Raw genomic sequence first — 22,136 nt, forward strand, 5'->3', positions numbered from 1 at the left:
TCAGTGAATAATATTCAAAAAAGTTGCTTAGATCTTACATCCGCCGCCAGCGCAGTCATCATCTTGTGCTTGCACAGCATCTTTTTGATCATCTTTAGCGCCATCACGCGTGTTATGATAGTAAAGCGTTTTTACGCCATACTTATACGCAGTGAGCAGATCTTGGAGCAATTTTTTCATCGGAACTTTACCAGAATCGTACTGGCTTGGATCATAATTGGTGTTCGCTGAAATCGCTTGATCAACGAACTTCTGCATAATACCGACTAAATGCAGGTAACCATCATTAGAGCCAATATTCCATAACAACTCGTAATTCTCTTTAAGCTTGATGAACTCAGGAACGACTTGCTTAAGAATGCCATCTTTAGACGCTTTGACCGATACATAGCCACGTGGTGGTTCAATACCATTGGTCGCGTTAGAAATTTGCGATGACGTTTCAGACGGCATTAAAGCGGTCAACGTTGAGTTACGTAAACCAAACTCCATGATCTCAGTACGTAAGCTATCCCAATCGTAATGCAATGGTTCATCACATAATGCATCAAGATCTTTTTTGTACGTGTCGATCGGTAGCAGACCTTTGGCGTAGTTAGTCTCGTTAAATGCAGGGCAACGGCCTTGCTCCTTCGCTAATAACACCGAGGCTTTGAGCAGATAATATTGCATCGCTTCAAAGGTACGATGCGTTAATCCGTTCGCGCTACCATCGGAATATTTCACACCGTGTTTTGCCAAGTAGTAAGCGTAGTTAATAACACCTACGCCTAACGTACGGCGGTTCATGGTTGACTTACGAGCCGCTGGAAGAGGGTAATCCTGATAATCGAGTAGAGCATCTAATGCACGCACCACCAATTCAGCTAACTCTTCGAAATCATCGAGTTTTTCTATTGCACCTAAGTTAAAGGCAGACAGAGTACAGAGTGCAATCTCACCGCTATCGTCTTCGACATTCGTCAGTGGTTTGGTAGGTAGAGCAATCTCTAAACACAGATTCGATTGACGTACTGGTGCGACGCTAGCATCAAATGGACTGTGAGTATTACAGTGGTCCACGTTTTGAATGTAGATCCGACCTGTTGAGGCACGCTCTTGCATTAACAGCGAGAAGATCTCTAACGCTTTGACGGTACGTTTTTTGATACTAGGGTCATTTTCATAGTTAACGTACAGACGTTCAAATTCATCTTGATCTTGGAAGAATGCGTCATATAAGCCAGGGACATCAGACGGTGAAAAGAGGGTAATATTGCCGCCTTCTACTAAGCGTCTGTACATCAGTTTATTGAGCTGAACGCCATAGTCCATATGACGAACACGGTTTTCCTCGACACCACGGTTATTTTTCAGAACTAATAAGGATTCTGCTTCACCGTGCCACAAAGGATAGAATACCGTTGCTGCACCGCCACGAACGCCACCTTGTGAGCAGCATTTCACCGCCGTTTGGAAATACTTGTAAAATGGAATACAACCCGTATGGAATGCTTCACCGCCACGAATTTCAGAGCCTAATGCGCGAATGCGTCCAGCATTAATGCCGATCCCTGCACGTTGTGAGACGTAACGGACAATCGAGCTTGCCGTTGCATTAATCGAGTCTAAGCTATCACCACATTCAATCAACACGCATGAGCTGAACTGACGCGTAGGGGTGCGCACACCCGACATAATCGGTGTTGGGAGTGATATTTTAAAGGTCGACGTCGCATCGTAAAAACGTTTAACAAAATCAAGACGTGTTGCTTTGGGATACTTGGCGAATAAACAAGCGGCCACTAACAGATACAAAAATTGTGCACTTTCGTAAATTTGTCCAGTGACTCGGTTCTGTACGAAGTATTTGCCTTCCAGCTGTTTGACGGCGGCGTAAGAAAAATCTAAATCGCGTCGATGATCAATAAACGTATCCATCAGCGCAAATTCTTCGGCGCTATAATCTTCAAGTAAGTGACTATCATACTTACCTTTTGCGACCATTGCAGAAACGTGATCATAGAGTGCGGGTGGCTCATATTGACCATAGGCTTTTTTGCGTAGATGGAATACCGCGAGCCTTGCTGCAAGATATTGGTAATCTGGTGTCTCTTCAGAAATCAAATCAGCGGAAGACTTGATGATCGTTTCATGGATATCAGAGGTGGTGATCCCGTCATAAAACTGGATGTGAGCGCGCAGTTCTACTTGTGAAACGGAGACGTTATCCAGACCTTCAGCGGCCCATTCGATTACGCGATGAATTTTATCTAAATCGATATTTTCTTTGCGGCCATCACGCTTGGTGACAGTAAGTTGTTGGTTCATTCTGCTTTATTTCCCTAACAAAACTGATAAAAGCCATGTTTTGGTGTAATTATTGTAAATCAAACGTTGGCTTTGTGATAAAAATCGCCCTACAGCCAGTGGTGAGAAACACTATATATAGGGGTGTATCAGTGTTCGGGTTACAAGATAGTGCTATCTGGTCATGAATGCAAGTTACAGAACTTGCACATATTGTGGATAACCTGAGAAATAAAAAAATTCAGTTAGTAGCTACTTACCGACAATCAAAGGGTAGATTTAATGGTAAAAAATCTGCCTTTGCAGATTGCTTTTTTACTAACCAAGCTTAAAAAAAAATGACTTGATCTTTCAGTAATTTTTTCAGTAAAGATTGAGACCCGAGTCAAAGGTTTACTAAGGTCTTGTCAAGCACCAATTGACACGATAAATGTGCTGGTCATGATGCACAAGACCCGTTGTTCGTTCTACTTATGGTTGCCAATGCTCTTTGCTATCGATGAGCAAAGAGAGCGGTTATTTTAGAGCACTCGGGTATGAATGATGTAATTCACATCCACATTTTTTCCCAAACGGTAACGATCAGTAAGGGGATTGTAATGCAAACCAGTGATGCCTTGTTCTTGTAACGCAGTTTGATCAATCATACGTAACAGCTCAGAAGGGCGAATAAACTTGCTGTGGTCATGGGTTCCTTTCGGCACAATCTTGAGCAGTTGCTCAGCACCGACAATCGCAAATAGATAAGATTTAATATTGCGGTTTAAGGTAGAAAAAAACACATGGCCGCCGGGTTTCACCAAACGAGCACAGGCTTTGACCACGGAGAGAGGGTCGGGTACGTGTTCGAGCATTTCCATACAGGTGACCACATCATAATGATGCGGATATTGCTGGGCGTGATCTTCGACGGTACTTTGTAGATAAGTCAGCGTTGTGCCTGTTTCAAGCGCGTGTAAGCGAGCCACTTCCAATGGTTCTTTGCCCATATCAAGGCCAGTCACGATTGCGCCTTCTCGAGCCATACTTTCGGCTAAGATCCCCCCGCCACAGCCAACATCCAGTACGGTTTTATCAAATAAACCATTAGCATTATCCAGCACGTAATTAAGACGTAACGGATTAATTTGATGCAATGGTTTAAATTCGCCGTTTAAATCCCACCAACGTGATGCCATATCGGCAAATTTTTGAATTTCATTTGGATCGACATTTTGTGCTTTGGTCATACTTCTGATTGCCTATGTTTTCCACACGAATAAGCGCTCATTATAACCCGCTGAGCAATACACACCAGCCGTTATCTTTAACCCAAAGAGAGTTGATGGAAAAGTAACCACTTATCAGTTAGATATAAGACGAATGTGTGATTTCTCGGCAGTTGATACTTAACCACGGTCACAACCTGATAAAAGGGCAGGGAAAGTGATGCCGAAGTGGGTCAACTTGTGTTATATTTTTCAACCTTATAAGTATCAATATTATTCGGCCAACAAAACAGTTAAACCAAGGCTCGTTGTCGAGCAAAACTGAGTGTGGTTTGAATAATCCGATCAAACTATAGAGGGATAATGGCTCTATGAGCGATCTAGCTAAAGAGATCACACCCGTAAACATTGAAGATGAGCTACGAAGTTCATACTTAGACTATGCGATGTCAGTCATCGTTGGTCGTGCTCTTCCAGATGTGCGTGATGGTCTAAAACCAGTGCATCGTCGCGTGTTGTTCGCGATGAGTGTCTTGGGTAACGATTGGAATAAACCCTACAAAAAATCGGCTCGTGTAGTAGGGGACGTCATTGGTAAATATCACCCACATGGTGATAGTGCGGTTTACGATACAATTGTACGTATGGCGCAACCTTTTTCTCTGCGTTATATGTTGGTCGATGGCCAAGGTAACTTTGGTTCGATTGACGGTGACTCAGCGGCAGCGATGCGATATACCGAAGTTCGGATGTCGAAAATTGCTCACGAGCTTTTGGCCGATTTAGATAAAGAAACGGTTGATTTTGTACCTAACTATGATGGTACAGAGCAAATTCCTGCTGTCATGCCGACAAAAATTCCTAACTTATTGGTGAATGGCTCGTCTGGTATTGCGGTCGGTATGGCAACCAATATCCCGCCTCATAACTTGACTGAAGTGATCAATGGCTGTTTGGCTTACATTAGTAATGAAGATATTACTATTGATGAGCTGATGGAGTATATCCCAGGTCCAGATTTCCCAACTGCTGCTCTGATCAGTGGTCGTAAGGGCATTGTTGACGCCTATAAAACGGGGCGCGGCAAAGTCTACATGCGTTCAAAAGCGGAAATTGAAACCGAGAAAAATGGCAAAGAGACGATCATCGTTAGTGAAATTCCTTATCAAGTGAATAAAGCGCGCTTGATTGAGAAAATTGCCGATTTAGTAAAAGAGAAAAAAGTCGAAGGGATTAGCGCATTACGTGATGAGTCTGATAAAGACGGTATGCGTATTGTAATTGAGTGTCGTCGCGATGCCGTGGCGGAAGTGGTATTAAATAATCTTTATGCCAATACTCAATTGCAAACGACGTTCGGCATTAACATGGTGGCACTTGATAATGGTCAACCAAAACTGTTCAACTTAAAAGAGATGTTGAAGTGTTTTGTTAACCACCGCCGTGAAGTGGTTACTCGCCGCACCATTTTTGAACTACGTAAAGCGCGTGAAAGAGCTCATATTCTTGAAGGTTTATCACTCGCGTTGGCCAATATCGATGAGATCATCGATCTGATTCGTAAAGCCCCGACACCGGCTGAAGCAAAAATGGGTCTTGTTTCTCGTGGTTGGGATTTAGGCCATGTTGCCGCTATGCTTGAGCGTGCTGGTACTGATGCCGCGCGTCCGGAGTGGTTAGAGCCGCAATACGGCATTCGTGATGGTCAATATTTCTTAACTGAGCAACAAGCTCAGGCGATTCTTGACTTGCGTCTACACCGTTTAACGGGTCTAGAGCACGGCAAAATTCTTGATGAGTACAAAGCGTTATTGGATGAAATTGCCGAGCTAATCCATATTTTGTCGAATACAGAACGCTTGATGGAAGTGATCCGTGAAGAGTTAGAAATGGCTCGTGATAATTTTGGTGATGCACGTCGTACCGAAATTACTGCCGCTAGCCACGATATCGATATGGAAGAGCTGATTGCTCGTGAAGATGTTGTCGTTACTTTGTCACATGAAGGCTATGTTAAGTATCAGGTATTGACCGATTACGAAGCGCAGCGTCGTGGTGGTAAAGGTAAGAGTGCGACACGAATGAAAGATGAAGATTATATTGAGCGTTTATTGGTAGCCAATACGCACGATAATATCTTATGTTTCTCAACTCGCGGTAAGACCTACCGTCTGAAAGTGTATCAATTACCACTGGCTAGCCGCACCGCACGTGGTAAGCCGATTGTTAACTTATTGCCACTTGAAGAAAACGAGCGTATCACCGCTATTTTACCGGTAACGGAATTCAGTGAAGATAAATTTATCTTTATGGCAACCGGTGATGGTACGGTTAAGAAGACCTCACTTGATCAATTCTCTAATGTTCGTGCTAATGGTTTGATCGCTGTTAACTTACGTGATGATGATTCGTTGATCGGGGTTGAAATTACCGACGGTGAAAGCGATATCATGTTGTTCTCAAAATCAGGCAAGGTGGTTCGTTTTAACGAAAAACCGATTGTTGATGATGAAGGTAATGTGAAAGGTGGGGTTCGCCCAATGGGACGTACTGCATCTGGTGTTCGTGGTATGAAGCTGGTTGAAGGCGATCAAGTCGTATCTTTAATTGTGCCAAAAACCGATGGTGACATCTTAACCGTGACTGAAAATGGTTACGGTAAACGAACTCAGCTTTCTGAATACCCAGCGAAGAGCCGTGCGACACAGGGCGTTGTGTCAATCAAAGTTTCAGAACGTAATGGTAAAGTTGTCGGAGCGGTGCAAGCCGATGAAGGCGATGAATTCATGATGATTACCAATGCAGCAACTTTGGTTCGCACTCGTGTTTCTGAAGTGAGTCAGGTAGGGCGTAATACCCAAGGTGTCACGCTTATCCGTACTTCAGAAGGTGAGAAAGTGGTTGGCCTGCAACGTATTGAAGAGCTTGATGAGGCAGATTTGCCACAAGATGATGATGTTTCTTCTGAAGATCAGTCATCGGTGGAGTCAACGTCAACGGTGATCGACACTGATTCAACGGATGTAAATACGGATCCTACTGAATAAGTTGTCATATTCACACCGCTTTAATAAATAAGCAGTGGTGAATATTACGAATAAAAGACCGAGATTAAATACTCGGTCTTTTTTATGGTTAAAAGAAGTGCAGATATTAAGATCATAATAGGATCATTAAGAACGATCGATATAATTGAGCGATCATTTCCTGTCATGATTTTACTCTTCACTCACTCTCAATGATCCCTTTTATTATATAGTCAACGTATTGGTGATCGTCTTAGATTCAAAACGCTTTATTGGCTAATATAAATAAATAGTGTGATTATTATTGCAATTCTAAAATATTCTTGCTAGATATTAACAGGAAGTGATATTATTTTTAGAGTAAATTATAATCAAATCACCATAGGATATTTGCCGTGGACTACGCCATAATCTCGCAATTAAAAAAAGATTTTTATGCGCAAATTAGCGCGTTTCAGTCTTATGCTTTGCCCCAGCAAACCACGACCTTATCGTTGTTAACTGAAGAAGAATTAAAAGAGCTAGAGCAAATTTGGGTTGAATTAGCGGTTTGGAAGCGCTCGCAAAGTCATTAATTCAAAAATGGTAACATCGACTAATGAATGGATCTCGATGATATCATCATTTTTGATTGAACAGAGCATCGTCTATCTATTTTATCATTTAGCTATTCTTTTTTTTGACCATCTTTTCTTACGACTTCTTAAGTGCCACACTTTTTCTGCTTGATTGACGCCAGTCTAGTCTGGATAGGTTCGCATATTCTTTATGCTGCAATGTTGGCCACAAGCCTCACTATCTATCCCCTTCCGACTTGAAGCTGCAGCGGTGTTAGCTACGTTCGTTCATCCCAATCACATCGTTTGCCTATGCTCATGGGGATTCACTCACTTGCCGCCTACCTACAACTTCAAGTCGTTTGGGTATAAGCTCTTCACTCTTTTGTTGCGATCTTAATGAATTGTTATAATATAACAATTTGAGCTTATTGTGATCTTTTCGTTGAAAAATGGGGTATTAGTCTCCATAGTAAAAATCATCAGATAAGAGTAACCTTATGCATACCATAACTAGCGTGCAGTCAGAACGAATTCAAGTGAGTAAAGATATGGCGGAAGTGAGAGCCAGAGTCGACTTTAAAGTTGGCTTGAAAAGTAATATTGATGCTGAGATTCTTTCATTCCGAGGTTTACAATCGGATAAAGAACACGTAGCCGTTATCTTTCAAGCGGCAGATAAAACACAACCTATTCCATTAGTTAGAATGCATTCTGAGTGTCTAACTGGCGATGTTTTCCATTCTTCAAGGTGTGACTGTGGGGAGCAACTTGAAGAGACCATTACTAAGATGGGCGAATATGGCGGTATCATTCTCTATTTGCGTCAAGAAGGTCGTGGAATCGGCTTGTATAATAAGATTGATGCTTATCGCTTACAAAGCCAAGGCATGGATACATATCAAGCCAATAATCATCTTGGCTTTGGTGATGATTTGCGCGATTTTACCGAAGCTGCGCAAATGCTAAAAGCACTTGGGGTGACTAAGATTCGTTTAGTAACGAATAACCCTAAGAAAATAAGAGAATTACAAGAGCACGGTATTGAAATTATCAGTGTCGTTAATACAGCTGCACACATTAAAAATGGTAATGAAGACTATTTAAAAGCGAAAGTCTCACATGGTAAACATCATTTGAAGTTATAAGCGGTTATCTTTTTCAGTGTAAGAAGTCTCTGCGATATCGATGTGTGTTTCTCCATCGGCGTCATCTACGTGATATTTTCTATGACTGCTCATTAAAATTTTATGCCCAAACCCCATCATTTCTTGATTTGAAATGATGGGGTTTGTCGTTTGTACGTTGCAGATTTTTCCTGTCGATAGCCTATCAAGATAACGCGCTACTTGCTCAAGAGCAGCCGATAAACGTTTGGCTTAGCCATCGAGATCAATTTGGATAAAGAGTGGGTAAAGCGGGGAATATTTGCCATACTTACTCCAACATCGGTTGGACGGTTTAGTGATGGGTATCGTCTATGCTCACCTATCCTAAATTAACCAATGCTACCGGTTAGCCAAGGGAGCACTAAAAATATGAAGCGTTACTCATTGATGGCCATTGTTTTGCTTTGGATTAGTTTGCCACTTTTTGCCAATACGCCAGTGGTTCAACTTCCTGATCTCAAAGGACAAAGTGAGTATGCGTTACATTATCCTCAACAAGTCGAGAAACTCTATCAGCGTAATCAGTATCAATTAATTTGGCGAGATGAGTTGAGTCGAGTCTATTTTGAGCAGCAACTTGCGCTGATCCATCAAGCGAATATTAGTCCGTTATTTTCAAAACGCTATAAGCAATTACGAGCCTTGAGTGAACAACAAGCATGGGTTCAATATGATGTTTTAGCGACAGACACCATTATCGGCTATCTTAGTTATGCTCAATTAGCCACTCAACAAGGGATTGATTGGTTTTTTAACGGTAAACTTAACTACGCTTTGCCTTTGCCGAGTGCATCTTCACGGTTAGCTCTGTCTGTTGCCGCTGGTACGCCAGCGATGGCTGATTTAGTTTTGCAGCATGCACCACAAGATCCCGCTTATCATCAATTGGTTTATGCTCACGGTTTTTTATCTGCGCTCAAAGCGACACCATTACCGCTTTATCGACAAGCGGGTCTGAAACGGCCGGGCGATAAGTTGGACGACCGTCCTACCTTGATCCAGCGTTTAGCTCTGGTCAATATTGATGTCACAGTGATTCGTGATGATGTCTCTTGGTACGATAATTCATTAATCGAACCCATAAAGCATTTTCAGCAGTTACATGGACTAACCGCTGACGGTGTGATTGGTCCGCAGACATTAAAATGGCTTAATCTCTCCGTTGAAGAACGTTTGGGTCTGATTGCCTTGAATGCTGAGCGAATGCGTTTATGGCCAACCAGTAACACATCCATTGTGGTTAATGTACCGAGTTTTGAATTGAAATATTGGCATGCGGGGGAAAACGTCTTTCAATCAAAGGTGGTGGTCGGACGCATTTCACGACCGACGCCAGTCATGACGACTCGTTTGGATTCTTTAATTGTTAATCCCACTTGGAATATTCCCTATAAAATCATGGTGGAAGATATTTTACCGATAGCGAAGCGAGATCTTCGTTATTTAGATCGTCAGAATCTAGAGATTCTACCGCGTTGGGGAGCGACGCAGACTCTAGATCCGACATCGATAGATTGGGAAAATATCTCATTAGAGGCATTCCCCTATCGTATGCGTCAAAGAGCGGGCTATCATAATGCTCTGGGATTATATAAATTTAACACTCCGAATCGCCGAGCGATCTTTTTGCATGATACTCCAAGTAAATACTTATTTGAGCGTGACTCAAGAGCGTTTAGCTCGGGTTGTATTCGGGTTGAACATGCCGATCAATTTGCCAATATGTTGTTAACTAAACAGGGGTTAGACTCTCAACAATTTGCTCCGCAAAGTAGCTCAGTGAACCAAGCAATCCCATTAAGACAGCGCATACCAGTGCAGATCATTTATCAAACAGCATGGTATGACGCAGGACAATTGCATTTTAGAGAAGATATCTATCGTCTCGATAAGCTAGTGACTCATTAGCGACTCTCCTTATCACGTCAAGTGATGTGAGTCGCGAGCGCGACTTGTCAAAACGTAGTGAGAATGTCATAGTTGGTGATAATTTTTTGCTGGTTGTTCAGGTTTTCTCATGTCTTTGAAGTATCAAATTGTCCCCGTTACTCCGTTTGCGCAAAATTGTTCGATTGTATGGTGCGATGAAACCATGCAAGGTATCGTTGTTGATCCCGGTGGTGATGTAAAACAACTGAAAATGTTGATTGATCAACTAGGTGTTCAGGTAGTTAAACTGGTTCTGACTCATGGTCATTTGGATCATGTCGGGGGAACACAGCCTCTCGCTACATTGTTGGGTAATGTTGACATTATTGGTCCTCATAAAGCCGATAACTTTTGGTTGCAGGGCTTAGAAGGGCAGAGTCAAATGTTTGGTTTTCCGCTGACAGAAGCCTTTGAGCCTCATCAATGGTTAGATGAAGGTGATACCGTCACGTTTGGCAACCAGACACTTACTGTCTTGCATACGCCAGGCCATACCCCAGGTCATGTGGTTTTATTTAGTGAAGAAGCCAGCTTAGCGTTTGTAGGCGATGTGCTTTTCAATGGCAGTATTGGACGGACGGATTTCCCACAGGGCGATTTCAACACCTTAATTGATTCTATTAAGAACAAATTGTGGCCATTGGGCAATCACGTGACGTTTATTCCTGGCCACGGACCGACGTCAACGTTTGGTCGTGAACGTGCGAGTAATCCCTTTGTAGCCGATGAAATGCCGCTTTACTAGCAGAATAGATATTACGTTTACTATGACAAGTAGGGAAGGTTCGGTGGTCTCTAAACCAAACTTTTCTTATTCTGGTTTGGCTGCGGCGAGATAGCGTCGAGCCAGACCAATAAATTCATCAGCAGAACGGTCAAGATCATTCTCCGAGATGAAGACATCAAAGCCATAAAAATTACGTTGATGCTGCATACGGTTAGCGAGCATCGCCATTAGGCCAGTGTATACTTTGCCTTGTGGATCCGTATAGGGGGTAGAGTCTAATACGATGTCTTCAAAAAGCAGGCTTTTATCATGCTGCTTCATGCCTAAATACAGTAAAGCTCGTTGGTTAAATAACATTTCTCGAGCAATTCTTGGGCAAATCCCGTCTAAAAAAGGGCTATAATTTTTTAAACGAACACCTATCCATGGCAGCGGCTGATGCCAACCCTCTTGTTGATGGGTGCATATTCCAATTTGACTGATATTTTGCCATTTCACTACCCATCCACCATAGTAAAAATGTTGCTGTAAGTGACTGGCGGTGAGAGTAAAACCAACCCAACTTTTACGTGCTAGCCAATAACCAACACCACATAAAATCAACACACACATCACCGAAACTGACGCTTGTTGCCAACTGTTCGATAAGCGAATCAAAGCAGTAATGATCAACAACACGATCAATAAACCGATTTTGACGTAAGGTGAATGTCGATCAAATTGATAATTAGATAAGTGGATTGTTGGCATACCGACCTCGCATGCAAATACTTTATGATTAATACTCAATGTTCGTTGACAATGATCACTGATCCTCACTGAAATCGTAAACAGCAAATAATGATTTACTGTTTAAATTCTAGTCGCTTATGGTTTAAATCTCGTTTTTGTTGTCTGAACTTGAGCGATACCCTACAAAAGGTCGATGAATTTTGCTATAAAACGCGCTTCAAATTTTCACCACTGCATCTTGTGCAGTGAAATGGAGAGATACTCGATGAGACTTGCTCATAAGCGTAAAGTGCAGGCAAAACTGCAAAAACGCATCATAGCGATGGTAGCAAACATTACCTCAGCACCAAAAACAGCCAAGCCTGTAGCCGTTAATCCTGTCGTTGCAAAGAAAACGGCACACCCATCAAGTGAACCCGTTTCACCAACAACACGTGCAGAGATCGTGTTAACCCCTAAGCAGCAACAAGTATTTGATATTGTTGTCGCGAATGCGGAAGGTATTAATCCTAAAGGGATTGGTTTGGCGGCAGGACAAGAAGAGAGTAAAGCGGCGTCTTGGGCGACAGGGGCATTAAAGAAACTACTTGAAGTTGAATTAATTACCAGAGAGTCCCAGGCGGGCAACAAGGTTATTTATAAAGCGCTGTAAATAATTAAAGATTCTACAACTGCTCTTGTCACTCAGGCGGCAGTTGTAGAACGGTACTGATTGTCAAACTTACTCAATTTTGGTGATGCTGCCAATTTCCAGCATCGGTGCGACATCCATCTTTTCTGCATTCATCATTGCAGATAAACGTTGAACCGATGAGAGTAATAAACTTTGCTCCCAATCGGCCAAATGCTGAAATTGTTCCACAAAACTGTCTTGTAGCGGCTGTGGTGCGCGAGCCAAGAGTTCTCGGCCAGTTTCTGTTAAATGGGCATGGACTTTACGTTTATCGGTGCTACTTCTAACACGTTGTACGTATTGATTCCGCTCTAAGCGGTCTAGGATGGTCGTGGCTGTTGCTTGACTCATGTTAGTATGTTTTGACAATTGACGAATGGTAACTTCCCCCAACTCTTCAATTGAACGCATCAAAATCAACTGCGGTCCCGTCAACCCTGCGTATTTGCTTAATTTTTTTGAATGCAAATCGATGGCTCGGATAATTTGACGAATCGCAACCAACACCTCTTCGTGTTTTTCCACAATATTTACCTACAACAAACAAGAGACCAATTGGATCGGACCATACCTTAGTTGGGGATAATTGAAAAGTAGAGAAATCGTCTTCCTACTGCAAGCTACCGTAGTGTGAGTAACGTTCGTCCATCGCCAATCCGGTCCTTTCTCTATACTGATGAGGAAGATTTATCTGCGGATTGCTTAGTCAAGCTCTGCCTCTCGCTGAGCAAATTTATCACTCACCTGCTGCCTAACTGTAATCGCCATTATTTGGGCAGGCGAGGATACCTCCAAAATCTCACAAGTCTCGAAACGATGGATTGAAATGCCATGGATACAATAGGTATTTGAGTGAACGATTTCGTGAATAGCACACATTACTTACCAGTAAACCAATGCCCATTAAATGTTTGAGCTCGAACTAAATTGTGGTGGTGGCTTGTAACTTTTAGCGATAATTTACTGTAAAATGGTCGATTTTTATCCTCAATAACTTTGTTTTGTGGATTTTAATCTAATTTTCTGTAATATATCGCCCCTTAAATGAATTCTTTAGTTATGAGTACGAAATATATTTTAATGGTAAGTCTGTGAATTTATTTCGTTGTCATGGTTACTGAATTTTGTCTGTCGTTACCAAAAAGAGAAGATCAATGACAAAAGGAATAGACAAGTACAGCATTGACAGTACCGACTATACAGTCGGTCAGGATAATGTGCAGAAGTGGGGGTTTGATGTTCATAACCCTGTATTTGGCATCAGTGCGGGATTAATTGGTTTATTTTTACTCGCCACTCTGTTGGTGGATGCTGATACCGCTAAGAATGCACTAGACGGGGTTAAATGGAAAATTATTGGCTCATTTGATTGGTTATTCATTTGGTCGGGTAACCTTTTTGTGATTTTTTGTTTGGCTTTGATTGTATCACCATTTGGTAAAATTCGCTTGGGTGGTAAAGATGCGGTGGCTGATTACTCGGTGATCTCATGGTTATCGATGCTCTTTGCCGCCGGCATGGGCATTGGTTTGATGTTTTGGAGTGTCGCGGAACCAGTTGCTTATTTTACGGGATGGTATGAAACACCATTAGGTGTAGAGGCCGGTACACCAGAAGCGGCAAGATTAGCTTTAGGCGCGACCATGTATCATTGGGGACTCCATCCTTGGGCGATTTATGCTGTTGTTGCCTTATCGCTGGCATTTTTCTGTTATAACAAAGGGTTGCCTTTATCTATTCGTTCTATTTTTTATCCTATTCTCGGTGATAAAACGTGGGGATGGCCAGGGCATCTGGTTGATATTTTAGCGGTATTAGCGACGTTATTTGGCCTTGCTACTTCGCTAGGTTTAGGGGCTCAACAAGCCGCAAGTGGTATTCATCACGTGTTTGGTCTTGATGCAGGAATAGGATTACAAATCATTGTTATCCTAGTGGTAACCGCATTAGCGACGATTTCGGTCATTCGTGGAATTGATGGCGGGGTCAAAGTGATCTCTAATATCAACATGATTGTAGCCTTATTACTTGTCGCGTTAGTTGCTCTGATTGGTTATGCGGTCACTTTTGCGTCGATTCCAACCACATTGATGTCGTACATTGAAAATATCATTCCATTAAGTAACCCTCATGGACGTGAAGATGAAGCGTGGTTCCAAGGTTGGACCGTTTTCTATTGGGCATGGTGGATCTCATGGTCACCATTTGTCGGTATGTTTATTGCTCGGGTATCAAAGGGGCGGACGGTTCGTGAGTTTATTACCGCAGTGTTACTGATTCCAACAGCCGTCACTGTGATCTGGATGTCTGTATTTGGTGGATTAGCGATTGAGCAGGTGATAGGCGGTGTTGGCGAATTAGGTCAAAAAGGTTTAACGGATGTGTCATTAGCCATGTTCCAAATGTTTGATGTATTACCACTGGGGACTTTACTCTCGATTATCGCGGTAGTGTTAGTGTTGGTGTTTTTCATTACTTCATCTGATTCTGGTTCATTGGTTATTGATAGCATTACGTCTGGCGGTAAAATGGATGCGCCAGTGTTACAGCGAATTTTCTGGGCAATCATGGAAGGGGCGATTGCCATAGCCTTACTGTGGATCGGTGGTGCGCAGGCCGTTCAAGCTTTGCAAGCTGGTGCGATTTCGACGGCTTTACCCTTTACTTTTGTCTTATTACTGATGTGCGTTAGTTTGGTGATGGGCATGCGTACAGAGCTGAAAAAGTAAGTCAAGTGGATACATAGAGGTTTAAAAAAGCTGGCTGAGCCAGCTTTTTTTGTTGATAGACGAATAATGTTGGAATGATGACATTTGTCACTAATTTGACGGTAATGTGATTAAAAGCAGATAGTTATTGCAACGGTGTTTATTTTTACATAATGCGTGCAAACGCTTATAAACCTCGCTATTATTTGCCGCCCAACTGTTCCTTTTATCAGCGATAATTCACTATGAAATTAACCCTAAAACAAAAGCTTATTGGCACCAGCCTGTCAGCGGTCGTCGTGATGGCGGCCGCATTAACTTGGTTGTCAGCCGATCAACTCAAACAACAAACCAGTCGTGGTGTACTTGCCCGTGCACAAGCCATTTCTGAAACGGCATCGAAAGGTATTTCTGATTGGATTTCGATCCGAAAAGATATTTCCACCGCTTTTAATGACTATACCGTACAACCTGATGTGGTGCCTTTTTTACAACAGGCGCGTAAAGCGGGCGGATTTGACGATATTTTCTTTGGTACTGTTAACGGTGAAATGTATCGCTCCCATCCAGAGCGCAACCGAGCTGATTATGACCCTCGTACTCGTCTTTGGTATCGCGATGCCGCGAATGCGGGTAAGCAAATTATTACCACGGCATATCAAGATGCGATCACTAATGCTTTATTAGTGACTATTGCTGAACCTATTCGTCACAATGGTCAGTTACGTGGTGTGGTCGGTGCTGATGTATTGATTGATCAATTAATCAGTGATGTGTTGAGTATCGACGCGGGTGATAATGCTTACACGATGCTGATTGATACCCAAGACGGCTATTTTCTGGCACATCCAGACAAACGATTGCTTTTAAAGCCTGTCAGTTCGCTCGATAGCGCATTAACCATGAATGCTATTCAGCAAGCCGCCAATAGCCGTCAGCTAATGACACTGAACCATAACGGTCAAGAGAGCTTGTTTTACTTCGATAGAGTCGCGGATACGCCATGGGTATTTGCTGTGCAGATGGATAAAAATACCGAATTCGCAGCACATACTCAATTGCTCACCGGCTTGTTGATCACAGCGATTTTCATCACCTTGATTGTGGTGTTGATCGTCTCTTGGTTAGTCAGCTTTTTATTCAGAGATTTATTACGAGTTTCTAAAGCATTAGAAGAAATCGCAACCGGAGATGGTGATTTAACGCAACGCTTAGAGCCACGTAGTGACGATGAAGTGGGGCAATTAGCGAATAATTTCAATATTTTTGTTGGCAATATGCATACCATGGTCAGTAAATTGAGTGAGGTTTCTGCGTCACTTTCATCACAATCGCATATGACCGCCGCGCATGCTGAAGAACGTAGTGCACGTATTCGCATGCAGCAAGATGAAATCAATATGGTCGCCACAGCGATCAATGAAATGGCCGCTGCGACCCAGGAGATTGCTAACAACTCTGAGCATACTGCGCAAAACTCATCCGAGGCGGTAACCGCTTGTGTCGATGGCTCTAAGCAAGTGTCGCAAACGCAGAACTCTATTCTTTCTTTAGCGAAAGAAGTGCAGGTAGCAACAGGCGTCATTCAAGAGCTGGAAGAGCATGGTAATCAGATCAGTACTATTCTTTCAACCATTCAAGGCATTGCAGAACAGACCAATCTATTGGCATTGAATGCGGCGATCGAAGCGGCTCGTGCTGGAGAACAAGGTCGCGGCTTTGCGGTGGTTGCGGATGAAGTGCGGGTACTGAGTCAACGTACTCACGCCTCAACCAAAGAAATTCAAACCATGATTGAAATGCTGCAAGGCACGACAGGCAAAGCGGTCGGGATCATGAATGATAGCCGAATGTTAGCCGATACGAGTGTTGATGATGCGCACTCTGCAGCCGCGAGCTTAATGCAAATTCATCATGCGGTTGAGCGTATCAGTGATATGGCAACTCAGATTGCCTCAGCCGCTGAAGAGCAGGCATCCGTCACCTCTGAGATTACGCGCAACACGGTAGGCATTCGCGATGTCTCGAACGATCTCGCTGAAGAAGCCCATGAAGCTGCAGCTCAAGCGGCGGAGCTATCACAACTTTCTTATCAGCTTGACCAAGAGATCCGTCGCTTTAAGTTATAAGTTTTAATTGATAACAGATGAGCTGATAAACTTAAGTCATTCGCGATAGTTTGTTTATGATAAATAATAGGGAGCGAAAGCTCCCTATGTTGATCCTTGAGACTAGTGATAACGACTTCAGTGAAAAGCTATAACCAAAAATGTTTAAGCCGATCATCTGGTGAATAATGATGGGCGATTTGCGCCTGCATCAGTTCTGCTGTAGCAATCGCATCCGTCAGGGCGTGATGAGGATTATAAGCCGGTAAACCATAGCGTTGTCGGGCTTGCCCTAAACGCAGTGATTGCGGTTTCTTACCGCGCAGTTTATTCCAAATCCCTGCGGTGAGGCGTTTTTGAATCTCCGCTTCGAGTTGCATGGTATCGATAATTGGAAACTCAATGCCTTCATTTATTCGCCGTTTAAAGGCTTGATCCAAAAACTCACGCTCAATTTTATGGTAGTGGGCCACAACGATTTTCCCTTCCAGTGCGGTTAATAACGCTTCGAACACCTCACTTAAATCAGGGGCGTGCATAATATCACTGTGCGTGATGCCGTGAATGATCACCGAGCCCTCGTCTAATTTTTGTCGAGGACGAACGATCCAGTGCTGCGCTCGCTTAAGATAGACGCGCTGTAAAGTGAAGGGTACTAAGCCGATGGTGATAATTTCATCTTTATTTTCATCAAGCCCGGTGGTTTCAAAATCCATTGCGACAAACTCAATCTCACCTAACGGCGAATTGCCATCAGCCAGTTCCGCTTGATAAAAACGTTGCAGCAAAGGGGATTGGGCAAGCTTTTGTTTCGCTCGATATTTATAAAGCCAATTGATACTTGGCGCTTGAAATAGTCCTTTCATGCTCACCTTATTTAAAATTGCTGCTTGCTTGATAACGATATTTAAGGAAGTTTTGTCCGTTACTCAAAATTTGAAAGGCATCTTTTAAATTACGTCGTTCAAATTCAGAGAGATTTTCTGGCTCAATGTTGTTATCGGGTTCATTATTATTTTCTACATCCAGAGCTTGATGGCGAATACGTACCATCGAAATAAACTCTAAGGCATCTCGCAGATCTTGCCCTCGTCCTTTGGGTAAGATGCCCGCATCGATGACATCATCGAGTCGTTCGAACGAGTTTTTCGCTCGAGAGCCGACTGCCAGAGCATGAACGCGAATTAAATCCGCCAATGGAGCGGTACCGCGACGTTTTAAATTCATTGAGTTATTGTGGCGGCCATCTTTTTCCATGACGAAGTTTTTGAAAAAACCGAGCGGTGGAGTACGGTTTAAGGCATTGCGGGCCAAGCACGCTAAAAAGCGGTTATTACGTCTGGCGCGGCGGACAATAAAGCCATTCAGTTGCTCTGCCCATTTCAGACGGCCATAAACCCCATCTAAGTCAAAGAAAATTGAGGCATTCAGTAAAGCTTTCGGGTTGGGATTATCAATCCAATCGGCAAAACAGGCTTCCCATTGTTGACGAGTCATTCGCCACATCGGGTTGGTCGCCATGATCTCGCCAGTACAATAGGTATAACCGCATTGATCGAGCCCATCACAGACAAACTGAGCTAAGTCGGCAAAATATTGGCCGTGCAAGGCTTCATCATAACTGTCATCCAGCAGCAGAGCATTGTCTTGATCAGTGACAATCAGTTGTTCATCGCGTCCCATTGACCCCAGTGCTAAAAAGCAGTAGGGGACGGGCGGAGGGCCAAACTTCTCTTCAGCCAGCTCTAATAGTCGTTGCTTGAAGCTACGACCAATCGTTGACATGGCTGTGCCGACCATATGTGAGTTCGCGTCTTCATTAACGAGGCGCACGAAAGCATGTTTGACCTGTTTGGCTAAATTCGCTAAATCGTCAATGCTATTTTGATGGAAAATCGTACTGACTAATAACAATGAGTTGTGGGATTCATGACGAACGATATCGGTAATATCGACGATACCGATCGGATTATTTTCTTTTAGCACCGGTAGATGATGCACGTTGTAACGTAACATGAATAGCATGGCTTCATAGACATAAGCATTATGATCCAAGGCGATTACTTCGCTAGTCATGACTTCTGTCACTGAGTGGCTGAAGTCTAATCCGGTGGCAATCACTCTTCGACAAAGATCGCGATCAGTAAGGATGCCAACGACTGGACTGCTGTCGTCTTCGTTGTCTTTCATAATGCTGGGATCGATGATCAGTAACGAAGAGACGTTCTCTTCTGACATTTTGATGGCAGCTTGCTGAATGCTGGCATCGTTATAGACGAAAGGGGCCTCACGAGTCAGCAAATGTTTGACTTTAGAGGTCGTTAAATCATTTTGTTCTTGGGTATTAGATACGGTTTGTCGTAAGCGTGCATTATCTTGAACTTCAACATAATCCGCAAAGGTATCGTATTCATCGTATAACTTTTGAAATATAGCTTCCGGCATGCAATAAATGAGTGTGTCTTCAATCGCGGTAACGGGAAAACGCACTTTATTATTGGTGAGCAACCCCATTTGTCCAAATAAGCCACCTTCGGAGAGTCGGTTATATAATTCTCCTTTACGACGATAAATTTCGACTACACCACTGCGGACAATATATAAATCTTGAATATGGTCGCCAGCGTGAATGATTGGGGTGTCTTGGCGATAATAAGCAATCTCTACTTGGTGAACGGCTTCATTAAGCGCTGATTCAGGAAGCTCATTAAAAGGCGGGTATTGGGCAAGAAAGTTTTTAATTTCGATTAATTCTGCTTCCATCAATGGACTCCTTTAGCCAAAAATAATCCTTAATCTGGACCATGTTGGTATCACAATATGCTTGAGATGAGGTGTGTATTTATAAGGCGAGATCGGCAATATTCGCAGTCCCTATCTCTTTAATTAATGATCTAGTCTACACGATTTTGTGGCTCAGCGCAGATTTGAGGCAGCGCTTACTCTTTTTTTATCGATTATCCGTTATTCTAAGACCAGATAAAGAAAATAGGTATGGCGATGAACAAAACCAGTGTATTGATAATAGCGATGTCGATTTTTCCGCTAGCACACGCGGAAAATTCTCACGTTGAACAGCGGTTGAAGTATGATTTTTTTAGTGCAGAGCTGACGTCGGGAACCATGAGTGGTTTATACGCCGCTGGAAAAAGTGATAATACGACAGCACTGTCGATAGGAGTGAGTCATCAACTTGCCGAGCGACGCGTATTGTTGATCTCCGATTACAGTGCTCGCTTTTATCATCCTAATGACGAGACGATCGAACAATACCGTTTACGATTTGGGGCTGGCTATCATTGGTCAATAATCGACAAGCTTGATCTGGTTAGTCATGCCCGAGTGGGGATGTTAAGGATCAGCAGTGATTATACGGTCGATAATGAAACTCGCTCTGTTTTTGGTGCGGATATTGGGCTACGTTACCTCATTCGTCCCGACTGGGAGGCAAGTTTATTTGCCGAAGCAAATTATAATCACTGGCAAGATGAATACGTGTTTACATTAAGAACCGATTATCAGTTGAGTAAGCGCTTAGCGTTAGGTGGGCTTGTCACTTATCGAGATGGTGAATTGCAAAATATCAATGAAGTTGGCATAACGATGCGAATTCATTATTAACGTTATATGTCGATGTCAATTAAAAAAGCCAAGCAGAGGTTGTTTCTGCTTGGCTTTATATTCATCGCTGTGTTTGCTCAACCTGTCGGTAGATAAGCCATTTATAAAACGACTTTAATTCCTTCACATAGAGGAGACATGTTGTTTTTCGTCATCCCAGCAACACTGATCCGACCTGAGCCAACAATATAAATACCAAATTCTTCTTTCAGTCTCTGAACCTGCTGCTTATTTAAGCCAGAGAAAGAGAACATGCCATTTTGGCGTTCGATAAAGCTAAAATCTGCATTAACGCCGATTTCTTGTAAACGAGTAACGAACAGTTCACGCATTTCTTGAATCCGTTCACGCATCTCGGCGACTTCTGCTTCCCATTCAGCGCGCAGGGCAGGGTTTTGCAGTATGTAGGTGACTACGGCGGCACCATGGGCTGGTGGGTTCGAGTAAATGGAGCGAATAATCGCTTTGACTTGTGAGAACGCCGTATTAGCCACATCGGCTGAGGCGGCGACTAAGGTAAACGCACCGACGCGCTCGTTATACAAACCGAAATTTTTTGAAAATGAAGAGGCGACTAAAATTTCAGGATTGTATTGAGCAAAAATACGCAGCCCAGCGGCATCCTCTTCGACTCCTTTAGCAAAACCTTGGTAAGCAAAATCAAACAGTGGAAGTAAGCCTTTTTCTGCCACCAATTTAGCCAAAATTTCCCACTCTTCTAACGTAGGATCAATCCCTGTTGGGTTATGGCAGCAGCCGTGCAGTAAAACCACATCACCCGCAGACGCTTGCTCAAGGTCGGCAAGCATCGCTGGAAAATCTTTATCTTTTTTCTCGGCGTTGTAATAAGTGTATTCAGTAGTTTCAAGTCCTGCTGCACCAAATACGCCATGGTGGTTGGCCCATGTTGGGTTACTGATCCAGACTTTGACATCACCAAGCTGACGTTTGATAAACTCACCCGCGACGCGAAGCGCACCTGTACCACCAGGCGCTTGAGCGGTTTTAGCACGTTGAGTATTAATGATGTCGGCTTGCTCACCAAACAATAATTTCTGTACCGCTAGGCCATATTCAGCCGTGCCTTCAATGGTTAAATAAGATTTGGTTTTCTCCGATTCAAGCAGCGCAGCTTCGGCTTTCTTTACCGTCGCCAAGACAGGCGTTTGACCAGCTTCGTTTTTATAAATACCGACGCCTAAGTTGATTTTGTCTGTCCGAGGATCGCTTTTAAACTCTTCAGTTAAACCAAGAATAGGGTCAGCAGGTGCTGCGACAACTTTTTCAAACATAATGTCCATCCATGTAAAGTTAAGGTGATACTCTTCGTGTTTGACTTTGCCGTGATGCTAGCAGCATTCACTGTGGCGGCTTACCAATAGCGCCAAG

16 protein-coding genes are annotated in these 22,136 nt (G+C 43.1%); 9 read left to right on the forward strand and 7 right to left on the reverse strand.

The genetic code is table 11. The annotated features are described in order from the left end of the window. Window positions 1-27 precede the first annotated feature (27 nt). Together nrdA and ubiG are read right to left on the reverse strand one after the other, a co-directional pair. A complete protein-coding gene (gene nrdA, locus FKQ60_RS00275) occupies window positions 28-2,310 on the reverse strand; it encodes a class 1a ribonucleoside-diphosphate reductase subunit alpha (protein WP_170905185.1) in 2,283 nt (760 codons plus the stop codon). Window positions 2,311-2,810: 500 nt separating this feature from the next. Beyond that, complete coding sequence (gene ubiG, locus FKQ60_RS00280) at window positions 2,811-3,518, reverse strand: bifunctional 2-polyprenyl-6-hydroxyphenol methylase/3-demethylubiquinol 3-O-methyltransferase UbiG (RefSeq protein ID WP_158138394.1); 708 nt, start codon at window positions 3,516-3,518, stop codon at window positions 2,811-2,813. A 350-nt stretch (window positions 3,519-3,868) separates the two neighbouring features. On the opposite strand from ubiG, the gene gyrA reads away from it, so the two are divergent. From gyrA to FKQ60_RS00305, 5 genes are all read left to right on the forward strand, one after another. Beyond that, complete coding sequence (gyrA, locus tag FKQ60_RS00285) at window positions 3,869-6,544, forward strand: DNA topoisomerase (ATP-hydrolyzing) subunit A (protein ID WP_158138395.1); 2,676 nt, start codon at window positions 3,869-3,871, stop codon at window positions 6,542-6,544. Between the two features lie 374 nt (window positions 6,545-6,918). Further along, window positions 6,919-7,098, forward strand: a complete 180-nt coding sequence (locus FKQ60_RS17440; RefSeq protein WP_040904340.1) for a hypothetical protein — start codon at window positions 6,919-6,921, stop codon at window positions 7,096-7,098. A gap of 482 nt (window positions 7,099-7,580) precedes the next feature. Beyond that, window positions 7,581-8,228: a GTP cyclohydrolase II gene (gene ribA, locus FKQ60_RS00295; protein WP_154168307.1), complete on the forward strand. Its 648-nt coding sequence runs from the start codon at window positions 7,581-7,583 to the stop codon at window positions 8,226-8,228. 390 nt (window positions 8,229-8,618) lie between these two features. Then, window positions 8,619-10,157: a L,D-transpeptidase family protein gene (locus FKQ60_RS00300; RefSeq protein ID WP_170905186.1), complete on the forward strand. Its 1,539-nt coding sequence runs from the start codon at window positions 8,619-8,621 to the stop codon at window positions 10,155-10,157. A gap of 109 nt (window positions 10,158-10,266) precedes the next feature. Next, entirely contained in the window at window positions 10,267-10,923 is a 657-nt protein-coding gene (locus FKQ60_RS00305) for an MBL fold metallo-hydrolase (protein ID WP_161438151.1), read from the forward strand. Window positions 10,924-10,989: 66 nt separating this feature from the next. Here FKQ60_RS00305 and FKQ60_RS00310 read toward each other — a convergent pair whose 3' ends face one another. After that, on the reverse strand, window positions 10,990-11,655 hold the full coding sequence (locus FKQ60_RS00310) for a DUF2982 domain-containing protein (RefSeq protein ID WP_170905187.1): 666 nt from the start codon (window positions 11,653-11,655) through the stop codon (window positions 10,990-10,992). 247 nt (window positions 11,656-11,902) lie between these two features. Between FKQ60_RS00310 and FKQ60_RS00315 the strand changes: the two genes are divergently transcribed. Then, entirely contained in the window at window positions 11,903-12,289 is a 387-nt protein-coding gene (locus FKQ60_RS00315) for a MarR family transcriptional regulator (RefSeq protein ID WP_158138399.1), read from the forward strand. Window positions 12,290-12,358: 69 nt separating this feature from the next. On the opposite strand, the gene FKQ60_RS00320 is transcribed toward FKQ60_RS00315, so the two are convergent. Continuing rightward, a complete protein-coding gene (locus tag FKQ60_RS00320; RefSeq protein ID WP_004395351.1) occupies window positions 12,359-12,835 on the reverse strand; it encodes a MarR family transcriptional regulator in 477 nt (158 codons plus the stop codon). Window positions 12,836-13,464: 629 nt separating this feature from the next. On the opposite strand from FKQ60_RS00320, the gene FKQ60_RS00325 reads away from it, so the two are divergent. After that, a complete protein-coding gene (locus FKQ60_RS00325; RefSeq protein WP_004395350.1) occupies window positions 13,465-15,039 on the forward strand; it encodes a BCCT family transporter in 1,575 nt (524 codons plus the stop codon). Window positions 15,040-15,263: 224 nt separating this feature from the next. Beyond that, complete coding sequence (locus FKQ60_RS00330; protein ID WP_170905188.1) at window positions 15,264-17,147, forward strand: methyl-accepting chemotaxis protein; 1,884 nt, start codon at window positions 15,264-15,266, stop codon at window positions 17,145-17,147. A gap of 128 nt (window positions 17,148-17,275) precedes the next feature. On the opposite strand, the gene FKQ60_RS00335 is transcribed toward FKQ60_RS00330, so the two are convergent. Both FKQ60_RS00335 and FKQ60_RS00340 read right to left on the reverse strand, forming a co-directional pair. After that, entirely contained in the window at window positions 17,276-17,992 is a 717-nt protein-coding gene (locus FKQ60_RS00335) for a 3'-5' exonuclease (RefSeq protein WP_170905189.1), read from the reverse strand. A gap of 7 nt (window positions 17,993-17,999) precedes the next feature. Beyond that, window positions 18,000-19,889 (reverse strand): DUF294 nucleotidyltransferase-like domain-containing protein, encoded by a 1,890-nt coding sequence (locus tag FKQ60_RS00340; RefSeq protein ID WP_158138402.1) that lies wholly within the window; start codon window positions 19,887-19,889, stop codon window positions 18,000-18,002. 237 nt (window positions 19,890-20,126) lie between these two features. On the opposite strand from FKQ60_RS00340, the gene FKQ60_RS00345 reads away from it, so the two are divergent. Further along, window positions 20,127-20,747 carry an Ail and OmpX gene (locus FKQ60_RS00345; protein ID WP_170905190.1) on the forward strand — a complete coding sequence of 207 codons (621 nt, stop codon included), beginning with the start codon at window positions 20,127-20,129 and terminating at the stop codon, window positions 20,745-20,747. A gap of 101 nt (window positions 20,748-20,848) precedes the next feature. On the opposite strand, the gene FKQ60_RS00350 is transcribed toward FKQ60_RS00345, so the two are convergent. After that, window positions 20,849-22,048: an amino acid aminotransferase gene (locus FKQ60_RS00350; protein WP_272870374.1), complete on the reverse strand. Its 1,200-nt coding sequence runs from the start codon at window positions 22,046-22,048 to the stop codon at window positions 20,849-20,851. Between the last annotated feature and the right edge of the window lie 88 nt (window positions 22,049-22,136).

Source organism: Vibrio sp. A11 (genome assembly GCF_013048705.1).
In the GTDB taxonomy this organism is placed as follows: Bacteria; Pseudomonadota; Gammaproteobacteria; order Enterobacterales; family Vibrionaceae; genus Vibrio; species Vibrio metschnikovii.